The sequence below is a fragment of the Sphingomonas sp. CL5.1 genome (assembly GCF_013344685.1).
GTDB lineage: Bacteria > Pseudomonadota > Alphaproteobacteria > Sphingomonadales > Sphingomonadaceae > Sphingomonas.
Window position 1 is genome coordinate 2,853,285 of record NZ_CP050137.1, and the last position, 21,656, is coordinate 2,874,940.

Sequence of the window (21,656 nt, forward strand, 5' to 3'; positions counted from 1 at the left end):
CAACCGTTCGAAAATTTGATGACTCGAATCGAGCGGAGAGGAGTCCTCGCCATGGATTATTCGCTAAGCGGCGATCAGCAGGCGATCATCGAGGCGGCCGAGAAGATCTGCGAGAAGTTCGGCCTCGATTATTGGCTGGAGCGCGATCTGAAGGGCGGCTTCCCGGAGGAATATTTCCAGGAGGTGGCGCGCGGCGGCTGGCTCGGCATCGCCATGCCGGAGGAATATGGCGGCGCCGGGCTGGGGATCACGGAAGCGGCGCTGTTCCTGCGCACCGTGGCGGCGGGCGGCGGCGCGCTGGCGGCGGCATCGGCGATCCACATGAACATCTTCGGCCTGCATCCCGTCGTGCTCTTCGGCACCGAGGAGCAGAAGCGCCGCATCCTGCCGCCCTTCACGCGCGGCGAGACCAAGGCATGCTTCGCCGTCACCGAGCCGGACACCGGCCTCAACACCACCAAGCTGAAGGTTAAGGCGGAGCTGAAGGGCGACAAATATTACATCACCGGCAAGAAGGTGTTCATCTCCACCGCGCAAGTGGCTGGGCACATGCTGATCCTCGCGCGCACCACGCCGATCGAGCAGGTGAAGAAGCGCACCGAGGGCCTCAGCCTGTTCTACACCAGGCTCGATCGCGACTACGTCCAGATCCGCGAGATCGAGAAGATGGGCCGCAAGGCTGTCGACACCAACGAGCTGTTCATCGACGGCCTGCCCGTGCCGGTGGAGGACCGGATCGGCGAGGAGGGCAAGGGCCTCGAGTATATCTTCCACGGCATGAATGCCGAGCGCTGTCTGGTCGGCGCAGAGGCGGTCGGCATCGGGCAGGCGGCGATCCGGCTCGCGACGCAATATGCCAAGGACCGCATCGTGTTCGATCGCCCGATCGGCATGAACCAGGGTATCCAGCACCCGCTCGCGCAGAGCTGGGCCGAACTGGAGGCGGCGAACCATATGATCATGGCCGCCGCGAGCATGCTCGACAGGGGGCTGCCGTGCGGCACCGAGGCGAATGCCGCCAAGCTGCTCGCCTCGCAGGCCGGCATGAAGGCATGCCAGACCGCGATCCTGACGCATGGCGGCTTCGGTTACGCCAAGGAATATCATGTCGAGCGCTTCCTGCGCGAAATGTGGGTGCCGTTCATCGCGCCGGTCAGCCCGCAGCTCATCCTCAGCAACATCGCCGAGCGCAAGCTCGGCCTGCCCAAATCCTATTGACGGAGACTGACCATGGCATTGAAGCCAACCCGTTCCTTCATGTTCGTCCCCGGCAACAAGGAGAGCATGATCGAGAAGTCGGCCAAGGCCGGCGCCGACGCGTTGATCCTCGATCTGGAGGATAGCGTGCCCCATGCCGAAAAGGCCGCCGCGCGCGATCTGGTGGCGAGCAAGATCGACTGGCTGGTCGAGCAGGGCCAGCGCCTCTACGTGCGCATCAACCGCAGCCCGCATCTCTACGATCTCGACGACCTGCTCGCGGTAGTGAGGCCGGGCGTTGAGGGCATCTATATCTCCAAGCCGAACGGCTATGAGGATGTCGTCACCGCATCCTCGATGATCTCCGAGGCGGAATGGCGCAATGGCGTGGCGCTCGGTTCGCTCGGCCTGATCCCGCTGCTGGAGACGGCGAAGGCGTTGCAGGACGCTTATGAGATCGCATGCGTGCCGCGCGTCACCGCGATCGTCGGCGCGACCGCCAAGAACGCCGATGTGGCGCGGGCGCTCAACACGGTGTGGTCGCCGGAAGGGCGGGAAACGCTCTACCTCAAGTCGCGCATCGTCATGGCGGCGCGCGCGGCGGGCAAGCGCCCGATCGGCGGCGTGTGGCAGCAGGTCCGCGACCTCGACGGGCTGCGCGCCTCGTCACTCAACGACCGCGCGCTCGGCATGGACGGCGAACTGGCGCTGCACCCGTCGAACGTGCCGGTCATCAACGAGGTCTACAGCCCGTCGCAGGAGGACGTGGCTTATTATCGCGGCATGATCGCCGCGCTGGAGGAGGCGCAGGCGAATGGCCGCGCCTCGGTGATCTATGACGGCGAGCATATCGACATCGCCCACGTCAAGACCGCGCACGACATCATCGCGCTCGCCGAAGCATTCGATTGAGAGGAAATTCCAATGGCCGTGAATTATCAGGAACTGGCGACCGGCAAATATTATGAGGAGCTGGAGCCGGGCATGGTGTTCAGGCATTCGATCACCCGCACGGTGACGGAAGCCGACAACCTCATGTTCAGCGCGCTCACTTACAATTGCGCGTGGCTGCACATGGACGACGAGTATTGCAAGACGACCATCTACGGCAAGCGCCTCGTCAACAGCCTGTTCACGCTGGCGCTGGCGTGCGGCGTGACGGCGGGAGACACGACGCTGGGCACGACGCTGGGCAACCTCGGCTTTTCGGACATCAAATTCCCCAAGCCGGTGTTCATCGGCGACACGCTGTACGTCGAGACGGAGATCCTCGGCCGCCGCGAGTCCAGGTCCCGCCCCGACACCGGCATCGTCGAGTTCGAGACGCGCGCGCGCAACCAGCGCGACGAGTTGGTGTGCAGCCTGCGCCGCACCGGGCTGATGATGAAGAAAAGCGCGCTCCAGGCGGCGTGAGGGGGCAGGGGCGGCGATCGTCATGAGCCACGATTCCGATCGCGTCGCCGCCGTCGCGCGGGCGTGGAGCGCGGCCGCGACGCCGTGGGATGCTGACGCTCTCGCCGCGCTATACTCCACCGACGCGCTGCTGTTCGGCGGCCGCGCGGGCCATTCGGTCGGCGTGGCGGAGATAGGCGAATATTTCCGCAGCTATGATGGCGTGATCCAGTCCGGCTCGCTCGACCTGTTCAATCAGCGGATCGCGCGGATCGGCGAGACGGCGCTGCTCGCGCAGGGCTTCTGCACCTTCGCGTTCGTGCTGGCTGGCGGGCGCGATACGCGCTCGGTCCTGCGCGCCACCTGGCTGCTTGACTGGGGCGACGGGCGGACGCTGATCCGCGCCCACCATTTCTCGCCCGTGCCCGAAGCGCCGCCGCTGGGCGATTAGCTCAGCGGCGCGCCTCAGGCCGATTGCAACCGCGATGCGTCGTCGCCCGCTCGTTAGAATTCATTGGAGATGGATGTGAGTGCAATCCTGGAAAGTGTGCGCATCCTCGATTTCGGCCGGTATATCGCCGGGCCGTTCTGTGCAGGGCTGCTGGCGGATATCGGCGCGGAGGTGATCCGCATCGAGCGCCCTGGCGGTGGAGACGACCGCTACCTGATGCCGGCGACGCGCGACGGGGAAGGGGCGATGTTCCTCCAGTCGAACCGGGGCAAGAAATCGCTGACGCTGGATATCGGCGCGCCTGCCGCGAGGCCGGTGCTGGAGCGGCTGATCGCGAGCGCCGATATCGTGATCGCCAATTTCTCGACCGGAGCGCTCAGGCATTTCGGGATGGATTACGATGCGCTCAAGGCGATCCGGCCCGATATCATCCTGACGACGGTCGGCGCGTTCGACGCGCGGAGCGACATGGCCGAGGCGGTCGGCTTCGACGGCGTGGGGCAGGCGATCAGCGGGGCGATCTACCTCACCGGCGAGCCGGACCGGCCGTATCGCTCGGCGACCTCCTATGTCGATTATTCGACCGCCATCTCGGCCGCGTTCGGCACGCTCGCCGCGCTGATCCGCCGGATGCGCACCGGTGAAGGCGGCCTGGTGGAAGCGACGCTCGCCGGCACCGCGCTCAATATCATGAACCCGGTGCTGATGGAGCAGGAGGCGGGCGCCAACGTTCGCGCGCCGATCGCCAACCGCAGCCCGATCGCCGGCCCGTCCGACATGTTCCGCGCGCGCGACGGCTGGTTCGTCATGCAGGTGATCGGGCAGGGCATGTTCAGGCGCTGGACGAAGATGATCGGCCGGGCGGACCTGCTCGACGATCCGCGCTTCGCCAACGATATCCAGCGCGGCCGCAACGGCGCGGAACTGAGCACGATCATGGCGGAATGGGCGGCTGACCGCGGCCGCGACGAGTGCCTCGCGACGATCGCCTCGTTCAACATCGGCGCCAGCCCCGTGCTTACCCCGGCCGATGTGATCGGCGGGGCGATGGGGCTGCATGACACCTATTTCCGTAAGGTGGACTATCCCGGCACGGACGGGGTGTCGCTAGCCCGTCCGCTGGCGAGCATCGGTCCCGACGCGGCGGAGATGCCAAGGCGTCCGCCGCTGCTGGGAGAGCATAGCGACGAATTGCTGGCCGGATTGGGGCTGGATCGAGCGGAAATTGCCGCGTTGCGTGGCGCGGGGGTGGTCTGATTTGGGGCATTTTCGCCTGTCGACGGGTGTCGTTGCGTCGCGCACGCGCTGACTGCGACGAAAGGATCGCTCAAGGTTATTCCTGAAAGCGCCATAGGAAAACGCTATGCCATCGATGCGCGCGTTGGAATCCAGTCGGCTGGCCGTTAGCCTGAATGACGATCAGGCTGGTGGCTTCGCCGGGGGCCGTGGCCAGGCCCATGAATCGGCAAATAGAGAGGATGGAACCACCATGTCCGCCAACGCCGCCGCATCGAAGCCGGGCGCCATTGTCCGCCCCGCGCTGGAAGAAGCGATTCTCGATTTCATCGAGGGCTTTTCGATCGCCAACCTGACGGACGACGTGCGCTTCGCCGCGCGCCGGCTGATGCAGGACCAGATCGCCAACCAGGTCGCCTGTTCGCAGCTTCCCTGGTCGGTGAACACGCTCGAGTTCGCCCGCTCGCAGGCGCGGCCCGGCGTCTCGACGGTAACCGTCTATGGCGACCGGATGAGCGCGATCGATGCCGCGTTCGTCAATGCGACGTTCGGCCACGCCTTCGAATATGACGACGCGCATCGCGAGAGCGCCAGCCATCCCGGCGCGTGCGTCGTTCCCGCCGCGCTGGCAATGGGCGAGGAAACGGGCGCCAGCGCGGACGAGACGCTGGCGGCGATGGTCGTCGGCTATGAGGTCTATACGCGCATCGGCTCGCTCGCCGCGCCGGAGTTGCTGTCGCGTGGCTATCATCCGCATTGCATGCTGGCGAATTTCGGCGCGGCGGCGATCGCGGCGCGGCTGATGAGGCTGGGCCGCGAGCAGACCGGGCACGCGCTCGCCATCGCGATGAGCCACGCTTCCGGCACCACCGAATATACGTCGGGCGGCGGCTCGATCAAACGCGTCCACTCAGGGATCGGCGCCAGCGGCGGCATCCGCGCGGCGCAGATGGCGGCGCATGGCATCACCGGGCCGGTCGCCTGTCTCACCGGCGGCAAGGGCTTCTATCGCACCTTCCTCGACATGGCGGTGGGCGACGAAGCGGCGGCGCGGTTCGGCCGCGATCGGCCGCTGGAGATCGGCAAGGCATGGTTCAAGCCATATCTCTGCTGCGGCTGTATCCATGCCTATATCGATGCCGTTGCGCCCTATGCCGGGCGCGCGACTGAGATCGAGGGCATCGACGTGCGCATCCAGCGATCGGCCAACGTGCCGGTCGGCACGAAGAACGCCAACGCCTATGCCCCGACGATGATCGAACATGTGCAATACAGCCTGCCGGTGCAGCTTGCCTTCACCCTGCTCGGCCGGGGCAACGGCTATCAGGTGCATCGCGACGCGCAGCACGATCTGCTCGACCTTTCCGATCAGGGCGAGATCCTGCGCACCGCGCGCAAGGTGCGGATGACCGAGGACCCGGAGCTGGATCTGCGCTATCCGGGCAAATTCGTCGCCGATGTGACGCTGCGCTTCGCCGACGGTTCGTCGCGGCCGGTGTTCGTCGAGGACTCGACCGGCACGATCGAAAATCCGATGAGTCAGGAACAGCTTGACGCCAAGTTCCGCGAGCTTGCGGTCGAGGTGCTGGGCATCGAAAAGGCCGAGGCGCTGCTCGACGGCATCCGCTGCTTCGGCGGGAGCGGCAAGGTCGCGGACTTCACCGCGCTGCTGGTCCGCTAAGGCGATAGGGGGCAAGGATCATGCAACGACCGCTCGAGGGAATCCGCGTTCTCGATCTCACCGTGGCGCTCGCCGGGCCTTACGGATCGCTGCTGCTGGGCGGCATGGGGGCGGAAGTGATCCGGGTGGAATCCCCCTCCGGTGGCGATATCGCGCGCACCAACCCGCCCTATGTCGGCGACCACGGCTTTCACTTCGGCGCGCCGGAGGAAGGCGACGTTTCGCTCACGATCCTCAACCGCGCGCGCAACAAGAAAAGCGTGACGATCGACCTGAAATCGGCGGAGGGCCGCGCGCTGCTGCTCGACCTCGCGAAACATGCCGATGTGGTGATCGAGAATATGAGCGAGGGGGCGACCGGTCGCCTCGGCGTCGCTTATGACGATATCGCGGCGGTCAATCCGGCGATCGTCTATGCCTCGATCAAGGCGTTCGGGGAGCCGAGCATCTATCCGGGCACCAAGGGCATGGATATCATCGTCCAGGCGCTGTCGGGCATCATGGACGTGACGGGCTTCGCGGACGGGCCGCCGACCCGCTTCGGCCTGCCGATCGCGGACCTGCTCGCGCCGCTCTATGCCTGCAACGGCATCCTCGCGGCGCTGATCCAGCGCGGGCGGACCGGCAAGGGACAGCATGTCGAGGTGTCGATGCTCGATTGCCTCGCCTCGCTGATGGCGGAGGAGCATTTCGATATCTTCAGCGGCGCCGGCTATCCGACGCGCTCGGGCAATTTCACCGACCGGCTGGTGCCCTTCGGCGTCTATGAGACCAGCGACGGGCATGTCGCGATCGTCGCGTTCAGCCCCGCCTGGATGCGCGGGCTGTTCGAGACGATGGGTCGCCCCGACATCCTCGACGATTCGCGCTTCGCCACGCGCGGACCGCGCATGAAGCACGCGAGCGAACTGAACGCGATGATCCAGCAATGGACGCGCGGCCACCGCACCGAGGAGGTCGTGTCGCTGCTGATCGCGCGGCAGGTGCCGTGCGGCCCGGTGCGCACCGCGCTGGAGGTGCTGGGCGATCCCCGTCTGCGCGAGCGCGGCGCGGTGGTCGAGCTGGAGCATCCGCGCCACGGCAAGGTCGGCGCGACGGGCATGGGCCTGCCGATCCGCTTCTCCGCCGCGCAGGTGGGGTTCGATCGCCCCGCGGAGGAACTGGGCGCGTCGAACGAGGCGGTATTCGGCGGGATGCTTGGCCTGGGCGCGGGGGAGATCGCCGCGCTGAAGGCGCGTGGCGCGATCTGATCCCGCGGTCAGGCCGGCGCCAGCGCTGTCGGCGTCACGTTTTCTCCCTCTCGTGTCCGGCGGCCCCGCGCCCGGCCTCGTCGATCACGGTGGCGTCGAGCTGGAAGCGCTCGATCATCTCGCGCACGATGACGGCGATGGATTGCTGCACCGCCTGGCTGGCGCGGGTGATCGGGCGCGTCCGCTTGCGCAGGAGGTAAGCGGTGCGCGTCATGGTCGGTTCGACGATCTCGATCGCGCGGACGGTGCCGGCCGCCACCTCGTCGATCACCGCCGCGTGCGGCACAATCGTATAGGCGCTCGCGCGCGTCGCCATGGTGACGATCTGCGGCAGCGAATCGATCTCGACCACCACGTTCAGCGCGATGCCGGCGGCGCGGGCGAACCGCTCGACCACCTTGCGCGCGCCGTGCGACGCGGCAGGCAGCGCCAGCGGCAGCGCGCGCAAATCGATGCCCCGGATCGTCGGCGCATCGGGATCGTCCAGATTGACATGCTCGGGCAGATTGTCCGGCGCGCTGATCAGGAACAGCTTTTCGGCCAGCAGCGGCCGGAACAGCAACTCGCGGTTGTCGCGCACCTCATAGACGCAGCCGAGGTCGATCCGGTCGTTCTCCACCCATTCGGTGATGTCGCCGGACAATCCCTCCGAGATGCGCAGCCGCACGTCGGGATATTCGCTGCGGATCGTTTCCGCGAGCGGCACGCTGAGCAGCAGGCCGAGCGACGGCGGCAACCCGATCGAGACGAGGCCGCGCGCCTCGGAGCCGGCGTGGCGGATATCGCTGATCGCCTGCGCGGCGGCATCGACGATCCCGCGCCCGCGCTCGGCGAGCAATTGCCCCGCCTCGGTCAACGTCACCCCGCGCCCGCTGCGCACGACAAGCTGCACGCCCAGCTTGCTTTCCAGCCGCGTCAGGTTCTCCGACAGCGACGGCTGCGCCATGTGCAGCGCCGCCGCCGCCGAGGAGATCGATCCTTCCTCGGCCAGCGTCAGGAAGTAATGAAGCTGGCGGATATCCAATGCCGGTAGCTCTCTTGCCATCTGAAGCGATCGCTCACGCGCGGACTGGATGGAGGACATAACCGCGAAATCCTTCCCCAAGCATATAGGGAAGCCCTATGCCCTATCTAGGTCGATGGTCAACGCCCGGCCGCATGGCTTGCCCCGGCGCGGGGCAGGGCGGATGAATGGCGCGGCATGAGAGGATCAGCGGCGCGCCGGTCGCGCCCGCCTGTGGGGCTTTGAGAAACATGGCTGGCGACGAACGGGACATATGGCGGCCGGACGACCGCGAGATCGAGCAGGCGGAGGTCACCGCGCTGGCCCGTGCCTTCGGGGTCGAGGATTATGACGCGCTGCACCGGGTCTCGCTGGAGCGGCCCGGCGATTACTGGATGCGAGTGATCGATGCGCTCGGCATCGTCTGGTCGCGGCGGCCCGACGGCTATGTCCGCTTCGATCGCGGACCGGAATTCCCGGACTGGTTCCCCGGCGGCGAGCTGAACTGGGTTGATACCGTGCTGGCATGGTGCGCCGACCCGCGCACCTCGGGCAATCGCGCGGTCGTCGCGGAACGCGAGGACGGCGCGGTCCGCTCGCTGACTTTCGCCGAGCTGGGCGCGGCGGTGCGGCGTTTCGCCGCCGGGCTGCGCGCGCTGGGCGTGAAGCGTGGCGACCGCGTCGGCCTGCTGACCGAGAACGGCGTGGAGGCGACCGTCTCGCTGCTCGCTTTATCCTGTGTCGGTGCGATCGTCGTGCCGTTGTTCAGCGGCTTCGGCACCGACGCGATCGTCTCGCGGCTGGAGCCGAGCGGGGTGTCGACGTTGATCGCCACCACCGGCTTCGACCGGCGCGGCAAGCGCGTCGATCTGGTCGGGCCGGTGCGGGAGGCCGCCAGCCAGCTTCCATCTATCGGCCGAATCATCTGGAAGAGCGTCGAGGGCGAGCCAGTACCGGCCGGCGGGACAGGCTGGCATGAGGTTGCCTTGACTGTGGACGACGGCATGCCGGCGGAGCGCATGTCGCCGTCCGACCCGTTCATGGTGATCTACACCTCCGGCACCACCGGCAAGCCGAAGGGCGCGGTGCATACCCACGGCGGCTTCCCGCTGAAGATCGCGCATGACTCGTTGGTCCATTTCAACGTCGGGCCGGGCAAGGTCTATTGCTGGCCGGCGGACATGGGATGGATCGCGGGCACCTTGGTCCTGGCGAGCGCGCTGCTGCGCGGGGCGACGTTGGTCTGCTATGATGGCGCGCCCGATTATCCCGACTGGTCGCGGATGAGCCGCGTGGTGGAGCGGCACGGCGTGACGCATTACGGATCGGCGCCGACCTTGATCCGGGGCCTTGCCGCGAACGAGGCGCTCGCCCTGTCCGGCGACCGATCGACGGTGGAGCTGCTCATCACGGCGGGCGAGGGGATCGACCCGGAGCATTTCCTGTGGTTCCAGCGGCGCTTCGGGACCGACGCGCCGGTCATCAACTATACCGGCGGGACGGAGGTGTCGGGCGCACTGCTTTCGAGCGTGGTCGTCAAGCCGATCCGTCCGGCGGGGTTCAACACCGGCTCGCCGGGCGTCGACGTCGTGGTGCTCGACGCGGAGGGCAGGCCGGTGATCGGCGAGGTCGGGGAGCTTTCCGTGCGCCGCGCCTTCGTCGGCATGACGCAATCCTTCTGGCAGGACGACGAGCGCTATCTCGACAGCTACTGGCGCACGGTGCCCGCCACATGGGTCCACGGCGATCTGGCGATGGAGATGGAGGACGGCTCGTTCTTCATGCTCGGCCGCTCGGACGATACGCTCAAGGTGGCCGGCAAGCGGCTCGGCCCGGCGGAGGTCGAGGAAGTGGTGCTGGAGCTGGAGGCGGTGAGCGAGGCCGCCGCGATCGGCGTGCCGGATGCCACCAAGGGCGAGAAGCTGATCGTGTTCGTGATCGCCATGCCGGGCTGGTCGGGCGATGAGGAACAACTCGGCGACACGGTGGCCGCGCATGTCGCGGACCGGCTGGGCAAGCCGTTTAAGCCATCGCGCGTCCACCTCGTCCGGCAATTGCCCAAGACGCGCAGTTCCAAGGTGATGCGCCGCGTCATCAAGCGCATCTGGACCGGCCAGCCGCTCGGCGACCTCTCCGCGCTCGACAATCCGGGCGCGATCGATGAACTGCAATCGGTGAAGGCCGAAGGGAGATGAGCGACGTGAGCGACCGTTATGCGCACTACAAGGCGTTCGATTTCGACTGGCCCGCGCCGGGGGTGCTGCGGCTTACGTTCAACCGGCCGGACCGGCTGAACACGCTCGACAAGCAGGGGCATGTCGAGATCACCGAGATCTGGCGCGAGCTGAACGCCGATCCCGAGGTGCGCGCGGTGATCCTGTGCGGCGCCGGGCGCGCCTTTTCCGCCGGCGGGGATTTCTCGCTGGTCCAGGAACTGACCGAGAGTTACGCCGCCAAGGTGCGCGTGTGGCAGGAAGCGCGCGACCTGGTGTTCAACATCCTCGATTGCACCAAACCGATCGTCTCCGCGATCCAGGGCGCGGCGGTGGGTGCCGGGCTGGTAGCGGGATTGCTCGCGGACATCTCGATCGCGGGCAAGAGCGCGCGGCTGGCGGACGGCCACACCCGGCTCGGCGTCGCGGCGGGGGATCATGCGGTGATCCTGTGGCCGCTGCTGTGCAGCATGGCGAAGGCCAAATATCATCTTTTGCTGTGCGATCCCGTTGGCGGCGAGGAGGCGGAGCGGATCGGCCTCGTCTCGCTGTGCGTCGAGGATGCCGATTTGCAGGACAAGGCGGTGGAGATCGCGACCTGCCTTGCCAACGGCGCGCCGACAGCGATCCGCTTCACCAAGCACGCGCTCAACAACTGGATGCGCACCGCCGGCCCGGCGTTCGACGCGTCGCTGGCGCTGGAGATGCTGGGCTTCGGCGGACCGGAGGCGCGCGAGGGGCTCGCCTCGTTCCGCGAGAAGCGCGCGCCGGATTTCACGCGGGAGTGACGGTCCCCCCGCATGGGGATTGAGGCGCGAGCGACGCCGTCCGATCCTCCCGGCCGAATGAGCGAGGAGAGGGTCATGCGGGATGCGCCGGTCTGGGGCGATCTCTATATTGGCGGCCAATGGGTCGCGCCCGGCGACGGGGAGGTGATCGACACGATCGACCCCTCGACCGGCCGGCTGTGGGCGAAGGTCGCGGTGGGCGGCGCGGCCGATATCGATCGCGCGGTGGCGGCGGCGCGCGAGGCGTTCGAGGGACCGTGGCGGCGGATGCCGGCATGGGAGCGCGCGGGGCTGATCCGGCGCTTCGCCGAACTCTATCGCGAGCAGGCGCCGCGCCTTGCCGAGCTGGAGACGCGCGACTGCGGCCGCGCGATCCGCGAGACGCGGGCAGACGTGGGCGCGCACGCGCAATGGTATCACTGGTTCGCCTCCCTCGCCGACAAGGCGGAGGGGCGGACGATGCCGCTCGACGCGGACATCCATGCCTTCACCACCAGGGTGCCGGTCGGCGTGGTCGGCGCGGTGACGCCGTGGAACGTGCCGCTGCTCACCGCTTGCTGGAAGCTGGGGACGGCGCTGGCGGCGGGCTGCACGGTGGTGCTCAAGCCATCGGAATTCACCGCCGTCACGTCGCTGGAGCTGGCGCGGATCGTGGAGGCGGCGGGGCTGCCGCCGGGCGTGGTCAACGTCGTGCCGGGCAGGGGAGCGGACGCCGGCGCGCGGCTGGTGGCGCATCCCGGTGTCGACAAGATCAGCTTCACCGGATCGGGCGCGACCGCGCGGCGGATGCTGCGCGACGGCGCGGACACGCTGAAGCGCTTCACCTTCGAGCTTGGCGGCAAGGCGGCGCATATCCTGTTCGACGATTGCGATCTGGAGGCGGCGATCAACGCCGCGACCTCCTCCGCCTGGGCGCATTGCGGGCAGGCCTGCGCGCTCGGTTCGCGCGTGCTGGCGCAGCGCGCGATATACGATCGGGTGGTCGATGCGTTTCGCGAGCGGCAGCGCCGGGTGCGGGTCGGGATGCCGCTGGAGGAGGCGACGCACATGGGGCCGCAGGCGCATGAGGCGCAACTCGCCAAGACGCTCTCCTATGTCGAGATCGGGCGGCGGGACGGCGCGGAGCTGGTCGCCGGCGGGCGGCGGCTGGAGGGGGCGCTGGCCGGCGGCTATTTCGTCGAGCCGACGGTGTTCGCGGGCGTCGGCAACCATATGCGCATCGCCCGCGAGGAGATTTTCGGCCCCGTCGCCGCGATCATCCCGTTCGACGACGAGGAGGAGGCGATCGCCATCGCCAACGACAGCGAGTTCGGGCTGACCGCCGGCCTGTGGACGCGCGACGTGGGGCGGGCGCTACGCGTCTCGCAGCGGATCGAGTCGGGCGTCGTATGGGTCAACACCTATCGCTATATCCGCTGGTCGACGCCCTATGGCGGGTTCCGCGCGAGCGGCTGGGGGCGCGAGAACGGCAGCGACGCGCTCGATGCCTACCAGGAGACGCGCACCACCATCATCAGCGCCGCGGGGCAGTTCGCCGACGCCTATCGCTGACCCGGCGATCTTGTCCCCATGCACGGGGAATGCCGCCGCCTCGCCGCCGGTTTATCCTCCCATTCCCGCGAAGGAGAGGATTGGGCGATGACGCAGACCATTATCGAGCGCCTGGCGGATTTCACCGAGGGCACGGCGATCGGCGCGCTGCCGTCTGAAGTGATCGAGGAATGCAAGCTCATCATCCTCGATTCGATCGGCTGCGCGCTGGCGGCGGTCGATCAGCCCAAGGGGCGCGCGGGGATCGAATACGGCCGGTTGACCGGCGGCGGCGCGGGCACCGCGACGATCATCGGGGCGAGCGACAAGGTATCGGTGTTCGGCGCCGCCTTCGCCAACGGCGAGCTGATCAACACGCTCGACATGGATGCGGTGCTGCCGCCGGGGCATGTCTGCCCCTATGTCCTGCCCGGCGCGCTGGCGATGGCCGAGCAGGAGCGGGCGAGCGGCGCGGCGCTGATCGAAGCGACCGCGCTGGCGCATGAGATGTCCTACCGGCTCGGCAAGGCGATGGATTACCTGCGCGATACGCGGGATGGAAAGGTCCATCCGCCGGAAATCTACGGCTACAGCAGCACGGTGTTCGGCGCGACCGCCGCGATCCTCAAGGTGAAGGGCGCGAAGGCGGGGACGATCGCCCATGCGCTCGGCATCGCCGGCTGCATTGCGCCGACGCAATCGCAGGCGGCATGGTTCCAGCACGCGCCCAGCTCGACGATCAAATATCTCCAGGCCGGCGTGCTGACGCAGGCGGCGTTCAACGCGGCCTATATGGCGGAGCTGGGGCATCGCGGCGATGTGATGGTGCTGGACGACCGGCAATATGGCTTCCCGCGCTTCATCGGCACGAAAAGGTGGGAGCCGGCGGCGATCACCGATGCGTTGGGCGATGCGTGGCGCTTCACGGCGGAACAGGCGTACAAGCCGTATCCGCACTGCCGCATCCTCCACGCGCTGGTCGATGCGATGACCGGGATCCTCGACGCGCATGATATCAAGCCGGCGGAGATCGAGCGGATCAACGCCTATGTCGAGGGGTTCGTCGAGCAGCCGGTGTGGCTCAACCGCACGATCGAGCATGTCCATGACGCGCAGTTCAGCATCGCCCACGGCCTCGCGGTGGCGGCGCATCGGGTGAAGCCGGGGAAGGCGTGGATGGACGAGGAACTGGTGTTCGGCCCATCGGTGATGGGGCTGATGGGCCGGGTGACGCATCAGGTCCACCCCGATTACGTCAAGCTGCTGGAGGGCAATGCCGCCAGCCGCCCGGCGATCATCGAGATCACCGCGCGTGGACAGACCTTCCGTGGGGAGCGGCGTTATCCGCGCGGCAGCAAGGCGCCGGAGGAAGGCGTGGCGCTGACGGTGGACGAACTGGTCGCCAAGTTCCGCCACAATGCGGAAGGGGTCATCACCCCCATGCAGGCGGATCGGTGCATCGATGCGGCTCTGTCCCTGGAGACGCTGACCGATGTCGGGGTGCTGATGGACAACGCCCGTCCCGTGCGCGCGGCGGCGACGCTCGCGGCATGATTCTAACGATAAGTAGATAATAATTTAACATCAGGCGCGCTGACGCTAATAGTTATATTAGATAGTTAGATGTAATTATTATCTAAAATTAGAAGATCGATCATCTTCCGTGTGTATATTCTACAAAATCTAACAGTTGACAGGTAGATTTATCGCGGATTATGAATTGTTCGACACCGAGAGCAGTCAGCCCGTGTCGGAAAACCCCCTCGATGTCGCGCGATCCCGGCCGGACGATGCCGGGACGGCGGCGGGAATGACATGGAACGGGAGGAGAGGAAGATGTCTATGCGCAGGAAGTGCCAGTTTTCGGGCGTCGCGCTCGTCGCGCTCATGTGGTCCGGCATAGCCGTGGCTCAGGACGCGCCAACCGCCGCGGAGGCTTCGGGCGCCGCCACCTCCGCCGGGAGCGGCATCGGTGAAATCGTCGTCACCGCCAACAAGCGCGAGCAGAATCTCAACGATGTCGGCGTCACCGCCGCCGTGATGGGGGGCGATGCGTTGAAGCAGCAGAACCTGTCGTCGCTCAGCGACGTCGCCTCGCGCGTGCCGAGCCTGTCCTATGCCGCCGCGCCGAACGGCACGCCGGTCTATACGCTGCGCGGGGTCGGCTTCTACGAAACGTCGATCGGCGCCTATCCGTCGGTCAGCATCTATGTCGACGAAATCCCGCTGTCGTTCCCCGTCCTGACGACGCATTCGACGTTCGATCTCGAGCGGCTTGAGGTGTTGAAGGGGCCGCAGGGCACGTTGTTCGGCCAGAACGCCACCGGCGGCGCGATCAACTATATCGCCGCCAAGCCGACCGACACGTTCCGGGCCGGCGCGACCGTCACCTACGGGCGCTTCAACCAGGTCGATGCGGAAGGCTATGTCAGCGGCCCGATCACCGATACGCTGAAAGCGCGCGTCGCCGGCCGGGCGGAGTTCGGCGACGGCTGGCAGGTCAGCACGACCCGGCCGGGCGACCGCAACGGCAAGGTCGAGAATTACATGGGCCGCCTGCAAGTGGTGTGGGAGCCGGTTTCGTCGCTGCGCTTCCTGCTCAACGTCAACGGCTGGAAGGACAAGAGCGAGACGCAGGCGGGGCAATATATTGCGCAGCAATTCCAGAACGAGGGGCTGGCCATCCCGCCCAATCCGGTCGGCTCGTGGCGCGATCCGGCGATCCTCGCGACGCCCTTCTCCGCCAACGACCCGCGTGCGGCGGACTGGTCCAATTCATCCACGCTCTTTCCCGGCCAGAAGGTGCCGTTCGCCGACAATGACATGATCCAGGCGTCGCTGCGCGCCGATCTCGACGTCGGCGATTTCGGCACGCTCACCTCGCTCACCGCCTATACTCGCTTCAACGAACGGCAGGGCAACGATTCCGACGGCATGGCGATCAACGCGCTGGACGTGCCGCTAACGCTCGGCCGGATCGAGACGGTCTATCAGGAATTGCGCTTCGCCAACAATCCGCACAATCCGTTCCGCTTCGTCCTTGGCGGCAATTACGAGTGGGACAAGGTCGATCAGCAGGTCAACATCGACTATTTCAACTCATCGGCAAGGATCGGCTTCGGTGACTTGTTCGGTTTCCCGCTGAGCGTCGATACGATCACCAATAACCAGCGGATGCGCAATTACGCTTTCTTCGGCAATGTCGAATATGACGTGATCGAGAACCTGACGCTGAAAGCCGGAATCCGCTACACCAATGCGCGCGACAAGGCGAACATCTGCCAGAGCGATCCGCGCGCGCCCTATAACCTAGGCAACATCCTCAAATACTTCGGCGCGCAATATCAGGGCATTCCGTTCCAGCGCTATATTCCGGGCGAGTGCGTTTCGATCAACGTCGATTCCGTGGCGGCGCAGAACGGGCAGTTCGTGCCGGTGGTCGATTACCTGCCGTTCGGCGGGATCGGCGATTATCACAGCACGCTGGCCGAGGATAACGTCTCATGGCGAGTCGGCGCCGATTACAAGCTGACGCCCGGCACCCTGCTCTACGTCAACGTGTCGAAGGGCTATAAGGCAGGCAGCTTCCCCTCGATCACCGGTTCCACGCTCAATCAATATGTGCCGGTGCATCAGGAATCGGTGCTCGCTTATGAAGGCGGCATCAAGGCGACGTTGCTCGACCGGACGTTGCAGGTGAACCTCGCCGGCTTCTATTACGATTATCGCGACAAGCAGCTCCGCACCAAGCTGCTCGATCCGACGTTCGGCCAGCTCGACGTGCTCCAGAATATCCCGAAATCGTCGATCAAGGGCTTCGAGCTTGAGTTGACCGCGCGGCCGTCCAATCATCTGACGGTGAACGCCGCCTACACGTACCTCGACGCCAGGATCGACAAGTTCAAGGGCTTCAACGCCGGCGGCGATCCCGAGGATTTCGCCGGCACGGCGATCCCCTATACGCCGAAGCATCAGGTTTCGGTCAGCGCCAATTACAACCAGCCGGTCACGTCGAGCCTCAACATGTTCCTCGGCGCGACGATCAACTATCGGTCCAAGACGATCGCGACGTTGGGTGGCGACGTGAATCCGTCCACCGTCATCGCCGCCTCCACCAACTGCGTCTATTGCATCAACGATTATGCGGTGATCGACGCACAGATCGGCATCGAGGATACAGACAAGCGTTGGCGCGCCTTTATCTGGGGCAAGAACATCGGCAATGCCTATTACTGGACCAACGTGGTGTCCGGCTACGACACGGTGTCGCGTTTCGCGGGGCGTCCCGCGACCTATGGCGTGACGCTCAGCTACGACTTCCGTTGACGGCGTGGGGCGCGCGGAAGTGATTTTCGTGCGCCACCCTGCCAATGACCGGAATCTAACGCTTGATTGAATTTTCTTCCCGCCCGCGCTATTGAAGGTGATATCCGGTGGGGACGCGAAGCCCGACCCGGCCAGCCGATGATGGCCGATCGGCCCTTCGCCGAACCCGACCGGGAAAAACGAAAGCGACTGGGGGAGGATTGCGATGCAGGCGATCAAGATGGAGAAACGGTGCGATCCGTCGCCTTCGCTTGATGCGGCGCTCCGCGGCAACGGGCTGGGGGCGCTGATCGGCGGGGTCGGCAATCCCGATTTCGAGGTGGAGCTGGCGCATCACCTGACGCGGATGTTCCGGTCCGAATATGTCCATATCTGCCATTTCCCGCAGGGCCATCCGCAGATGATGCTGTCCGTCGCTGAGGACGGCAGCGCCCGCGCGCGGGAGCAGAGCGCGACCTATATCGCGCGGCGCCTGTGGCAATTCGATCCGACGATCGAGACCGGCAGCCGGTGGGACGATAATTCGCCGATCCTTACGCAGCTCGACATCGACCACCCGGAAACCGCCGAGCTGAAGCGCTTCTACAACGAAGTGAACATTCGCGAGCGCGTCGTGGTCTACGGCAAGGGCGCGCGCGGCCCGCTTGGGCTGAGCGTCGTGCGGAGCAGCGCGCGCGGGATGTTCAGCGACGAGGAAAGGTCGCGCATCGGCGTGATCGGGGAAATCGCCTTCCCGTTGCTCGCCCGCCATTATGCGCTGGTGACGGAGCGCAGCATCGTTTCTTCCGCGCTCTCGTCGCTCGCGCTGATCGAGGGATGTATCGCGCTCTCCGGACACGATATCCCGCAACGCGAGGCGCAGGTGATCGCGAGGATGCTTTATGGCCTGACCTGCGAGGGCGCGGCGCTGGACCTGTCGATCGCCTATGAAACGGCGATCAGCTACAAGAAGCGCTTCTATCGCCGATTCAACCTGGGCGGCTTCCGCGAGTTGCTGAACTGGTATCTGTGCCAGTTTTCCGGCACCTGCCACCTGCTCGCCGCGCCGCAATATCATTGAGCGCCGCGCAGTCACCGCGCGAGCGACGGGCGATCGCGCGGTGACGCCCCCTTTGTCCGGGCGCGCGGCGGTCAGGTCACTTCGGGAATAGCACCTGCGCCTCGACCCGCGCATCCGCCTTGCGGATCAGCCACTTGCCGTTGACCTTCACATAATCCTCGACGACCCGCTCGAAGCCCATGCCGTTCTGCGCGCCAATCTGTCCGTAGCCGTTGATGAACCACTTCGCGCGCGCGCGATCGGTGCCGACATATTCGAATTGCGGCATCGTGCAGATGTGGATCGACTTGCCCTGGCTCAGCAACTGTCGGGCGATGTCCATGAAGCCGTCCGCGCTCCTGGTCTCGATCGGCGGGCGCACGGCGCTGCCGTTCGGGCCGCTGTTGTCCGCGAAATACAGCTCGAAATCGTCGGCCATCGTCGCGCGCAGCGCCGGCCAGTCATGGCTGTCGAGCGAGCGGCAGAAGGTCAGCCGCAGGTTCTTCATATCCTCCATCGCCAGCAGGCGCTCGACGCCCCTCAGCTCCACCTTGGGCGGCGCCTCCGCCGTTTGCGCCAGCGCCCCGCCGCTCATCGCGGTCAACGCGATCGCCGGAAGATATTTCGCAAGGCCATTCATGTGCTTCTCTCCATGCTGAGGAACGGGCTGCTCGCCGGGCGCCCCGATCGCCAGCATGGCCGTTTTTCCGGCGCGCTCTGCCCCCATCGCTAGGGACAAGGGAACCGGGGACGGCCTGTCCCTAGCGATGGGGGCAGCGAGTGGCCGGGGACCGATGATACCCGCTGCCCGGCAACCACGAATGGTCGGTGGGAGAGATTGATGGCGGGTATCGAGGGGCGTTCGATCGTCGTGACGGGCGGCGCCAGCGGGATCGGCGAGGCCGCCGTCCGGCTGTTCGCCGCGCATGGCGCGCTGGTGACGGCTGCCGACTTCAATGTGGAGCGCGGCACGGCGCTGGCCGATGAGCTGGACCGGCAGGGGCTGAACGTCCAGTTCGTGCGCGCCGATATCTCGCGTGAGGAGGATGTCGCGGCGATGGTCGAGGCGGCGGAGCGGCGCTACGGCCGGCTCGACGGCGCGTTCAACAATGCCGGCATCGCAAACGCGCCGGGCCTGCTCGCGGACATGACGTTCGCGGAGTTCCAGCGGGTGTTCGGCGTCAATGCCTTTGGCACGTTCCTGTGCATGAAATATGAGATCCAGGCGATGTTGCGCGTCGGCGGCGGGGCGATCGTCAATACATCGTCGGTCAGCGCGCTGATCTACGACAGCCAGCTCGCCGCCTATTCCGCCTCCAAGCACGCCATCACCGGGCTGACCCGCGCGGCGGCGGCGGAATATGGCGAGAGGAACATCCGGGTGAACGCGATCGCCCCGTCCGCGACGCGCACGCCGCTCTACATGGAATATGTCGAGGCGAACCCGGACTATGTGAAGACGCTGGAGGACAAGCACGCCTTGCGCCGCGCCGCCGAGCCGGTGGAGCAGGCACGCGCGGCGATGTGGCTGCTCTCGGACGAGCCGTCGTTCGTCACCGGCGTCACCCTGCCGGTGGACGGCGGCTACACGCTCTATTGAATCGATCCGCGCCCGGCGTAGGGCAAACGCCGCGTCTCAAGAAGGGCCAAGGGGGTTGCGGCTGAGCAATGGCGCGTCCAGGCCGTTCCGCTGGGTGGTCGGCGGCAATTATTCCAATAACAAGGTCGATCAGGTCGCCGATTTCGATTATCGCTATACGTCGGTCAACGAAACGGTGTTCACCGTATTCGGCTACAACCTCGATCGCGCGCATTACAGCAATTACCAGAAGCTCACGAGCTTCGCCTTTTTCGCGAACGGTGAATACGATCTTGCCAGCACGCTGACCTTCAAGGCCGGCGCGCGCTACACCAGGGCGCAGAGCAGTGCGACGATCTGCAACACCGATCTGACCGGCGACCCGAAGGGAACCGGGCCGTTCCTCTATGACGTGGTGTTCGGCGGCGCCTATGGCACTTTCCATGCCGGGGATTGTTTCGCGGGCAATGATCTTGGCGCGACGATCAACGGCGTGCCGCCCGGCGCGCCGGGCCAATATAAGGATACGCTGACCGAGGATAACGTCTCGTGGACGGCGGGCCTGGATTACAAGCCGCGGCCCGGCCTGCTGTTCTATGCCAACGTCAGTCGCGGCTACAAGGCGGGCAGCTTCCCGGCGGTGTCGGCGACCAGCTTCGTCCAGTATCGCGCGGTGAAACAGGAATCGGTCACCGCATACGATACGCGGATGCCGTTCGCATCGAAATACCAGCTTTCATCGAACCTAGACTATGAATTCCCGATCTCGGATCGAATGAAGATGTTCTTCGGTACCAGCGCGAACCTGCGTTCGGATACGATCGCAGTAGTCGGCGGAGACGTGAGTGCCGCGAACGCTATCCCGTCGAATATCAAGCTGCACGGCATCGATGGCTATGTGCTCGTCGATGCGCGCGCCGGGATAGCCAGCGCGGATGATCGCTGGCGCGTGTCGGTGTTCGGCAAGAACATCTCCAATCAATATTATTGGAACAACGCCATCACCTCATCCGACGCGATCGCACGGTTCGCGGGGATGCGGCCACCTACGGCGTGAGCCTCTTGTTCCGCTATTGAGAAACGTTGCCGGTTGTGGCGGTGATGGGGATCATCGCCATAACCTGCAACGTTGGTCAGATGGAATCCGCCACACCGCCGTCAACCCGCAGCGCGGCGCCGGTTGTGGCGGAGGCGAGGGGGGAGCAGGTGTAGAGAATAAGGTTCGCCACATCCTCGCATGTCGCGAAGCGTTTGGTGATCGAGGAAGGGCGCAACGTCTTGAGCATCTCGGTGCCATATTCCTCGAGCGTCGTGCCGGTGCGGCGGATCTCCTCCTCGAACAGTGCCTTGACGCCCTCGCTAAGCGTAGGACCGGGCAGCACGGTGTTCACCGTCACCCCAGTGCCGGCCATGACCTTCGCAAGGCCCCGCGACAGGCCAAGCAACGCCGTCTTGGTCGTGCCGTAGTGCATCATATCGGGAGGCGTGCTGATGGCGCATTCGGAGCTGATGAATACGACGCGGCCCCAATTGCGCTTGCCCATCGTCGGCAGATAGGCGCGGGACAAGCGCACGCCGGACATGATGTTGACGTCGAAATAAGTTTGCCAGCTGTCGTCGGATATCTCGAAGAAGTCGGCATTCTCGTAGATCGCGGCATTGTTCACGAGGATATCGCAGGTCCGCGCCTGATCGACGAGCTGGCGGCAACCCTCCGCGTTTCCGAGATCGGCTGTCGCGCCTGATACCTGTGCGCCTGGAACTGTCGCCCTGATGTCCTCCACCGCCGCGGTGACCCGCGCGGCGTCGCGGTCGTTCACCACCACCTGCGCGCCCGCTTCGGCGAAAAGCCTCGCCGTCGCCTTGCCGATTCCCTGTCCCGCGCCGGTGACGATGGCGGTTTTGCCGTTCAACGTAATTTGCATGATATTTTCCTCGCCATGACTGCGCGGTTCTTGGGATTTGTCCACG

Annotated in this window: 18 protein-coding genes; 15 read left to right on the forward strand and 3 right to left on the reverse strand. The window is 65.8% G+C overall.

The features are described from left to right. Positions 1–51: 51 nt before the first annotated feature. The 7 genes from F9288_RS13805 to F9288_RS13835 all read left to right on the forward strand — a co-directional run bounded on the left by F9288_RS13805 (position 52) and on the right by F9288_RS13835 (position 7,207). A complete protein-coding gene (locus F9288_RS13805) occupies positions 52–1,218 on the forward strand; it encodes an acyl-CoA dehydrogenase family protein (RefSeq protein WP_174837316.1) in 1,167 nt (388 codons plus the stop codon). 12 nt (positions 1,219–1,230) lie between these two features. Beyond that, a complete protein-coding gene (locus F9288_RS13810; protein WP_217482528.1) occupies positions 1,231–2,109 on the forward strand; it encodes a CoA ester lyase in 879 nt (292 codons plus the stop codon). Positions 2,110–2,121: 12 nt separating this feature from the next. Next, positions 2,122–2,610 carry a MaoC family dehydratase gene (locus F9288_RS13815; protein ID WP_174837317.1) on the forward strand — a complete coding sequence of 163 codons (489 nt, stop codon included), beginning with the start codon at positions 2,122–2,124 and terminating at the stop codon, positions 2,608–2,610. Positions 2,611–2,632: 22 nt separating this feature from the next. Next, positions 2,633–3,040 (forward strand): SgcJ/EcaC family oxidoreductase, encoded by a 408-nt coding sequence (locus tag F9288_RS13820; RefSeq protein WP_174837318.1) that lies wholly within the window; start codon positions 2,633–2,635, stop codon positions 3,038–3,040. 75 nt (positions 3,041–3,115) lie between these two features. Then, positions 3,116–4,297 carry a CaiB/BaiF CoA-transferase family protein gene (locus F9288_RS13825; protein ID WP_174837319.1) on the forward strand — a complete coding sequence of 394 codons (1,182 nt, stop codon included), beginning with the start codon at positions 3,116–3,118 and terminating at the stop codon, positions 4,295–4,297. 232 nt (positions 4,298–4,529) lie between these two features. Beyond that, entirely contained in the window at positions 4,530–5,957 is a 1,428-nt protein-coding gene (locus F9288_RS13830; protein WP_174837320.1) for an MmgE/PrpD family protein, read from the forward strand. 20 nt (positions 5,958–5,977) lie between these two features. After that, on the forward strand, positions 5,978–7,207 hold the full coding sequence (locus F9288_RS13835; RefSeq protein WP_174837321.1) for a CaiB/BaiF CoA-transferase family protein: 1,230 nt from the start codon (positions 5,978–5,980) through the stop codon (positions 7,205–7,207). A 34-nt stretch (positions 7,208–7,241) separates the two neighbouring features. Here the strand turns inward: F9288_RS13835 and F9288_RS13840 are convergent, their stop codons facing one another. Beyond that, complete coding sequence (locus F9288_RS13840; RefSeq protein ID WP_174837322.1) at positions 7,242–8,252, reverse strand: LysR family transcriptional regulator; 1,011 nt, start codon at positions 8,250–8,252, stop codon at positions 7,242–7,244. 209 nt (positions 8,253–8,461) lie between these two features. On the opposite strand from F9288_RS13840, the gene F9288_RS13845 reads away from it, so the two are divergent. The 6 genes from F9288_RS13845 (at position 8,462) to F9288_RS13870 (ending at position 18,127) form a co-directional block, all read left to right on the forward strand. After that, the gene (locus F9288_RS13845; RefSeq protein ID WP_174837323.1) at positions 8,462–10,405 is read left to right on the forward strand and encodes an AMP-binding protein; all 1,944 of its coding nucleotides are present in this window, start codon (positions 8,462–8,464) and stop codon (positions 10,403–10,405) included. Between the two features lie 5 nt (positions 10,406–10,410). Next, the gene (locus F9288_RS13850; RefSeq protein ID WP_254620887.1) at positions 10,411–11,211 is read left to right on the forward strand and encodes an enoyl-CoA hydratase/isomerase family protein; all 801 of its coding nucleotides are present in this window, start codon (positions 10,411–10,413) and stop codon (positions 11,209–11,211) included. Between the two features lie 75 nt (positions 11,212–11,286). Next, positions 11,287–12,762 carry an aldehyde dehydrogenase gene (locus F9288_RS13855; protein WP_217482529.1) on the forward strand — a complete coding sequence of 492 codons (1,476 nt, stop codon included), beginning with the start codon at positions 11,287–11,289 and terminating at the stop codon, positions 12,760–12,762. Between the two features lie 87 nt (positions 12,763–12,849). Continuing rightward, entirely contained in the window at positions 12,850–14,295 is a 1,446-nt protein-coding gene (locus tag F9288_RS13860) for an MmgE/PrpD family protein (protein WP_174837326.1), read from the forward strand. Positions 14,296–14,577: 282 nt separating this feature from the next. After that, positions 14,578–17,067, forward strand: a complete 2,490-nt coding sequence (locus F9288_RS13865) for a TonB-dependent receptor (protein WP_254620888.1) — start codon at positions 14,578–14,580, stop codon at positions 17,065–17,067. A 205-nt stretch (positions 17,068–17,272) separates the two neighbouring features. Next, positions 17,273–18,127 (forward strand): hypothetical protein, encoded by an 855-nt coding sequence (locus F9288_RS13870; protein WP_174837327.1) that lies wholly within the window; start codon positions 17,273–17,275, stop codon positions 18,125–18,127. A gap of 76 nt (positions 18,128–18,203) precedes the next feature. On the opposite strand, the gene F9288_RS13875 is transcribed toward F9288_RS13870, so the two are convergent. Further along, positions 18,204–18,746: a nuclear transport factor 2 family protein gene (locus tag F9288_RS13875; protein WP_174837328.1), complete on the reverse strand. Its 543-nt coding sequence runs from the start codon at positions 18,744–18,746 to the stop codon at positions 18,204–18,206. 201 nt (positions 18,747–18,947) lie between these two features. Here F9288_RS13875 and F9288_RS13880 point away from each other — a divergent pair, with 201 nt between their 5' ends. Together F9288_RS13880 and F9288_RS13885 are read left to right on the forward strand one after the other, a co-directional pair. Beyond that, entirely contained in the window at positions 18,948–19,706 is a 759-nt protein-coding gene (locus F9288_RS13880; RefSeq protein WP_174837329.1) for an SDR family NAD(P)-dependent oxidoreductase, read from the forward strand. 55 nt (positions 19,707–19,761) lie between these two features. Next, positions 19,762–20,742, forward strand: a complete 981-nt coding sequence (locus tag F9288_RS13885) for a TonB-dependent receptor (protein WP_174837330.1) — start codon at positions 19,762–19,764, stop codon at positions 20,740–20,742. Between the two features lie 76 nt (positions 20,743–20,818). Here the strand turns inward: F9288_RS13885 and F9288_RS13890 are convergent, their stop codons facing one another. After that, positions 20,819–21,610, reverse strand: a complete 792-nt coding sequence (locus tag F9288_RS13890) for an SDR family NAD(P)-dependent oxidoreductase (protein WP_174837331.1) — start codon at positions 21,608–21,610, stop codon at positions 20,819–20,821. Between the last annotated feature and the right edge of the window lie 46 nt (positions 21,611–21,656).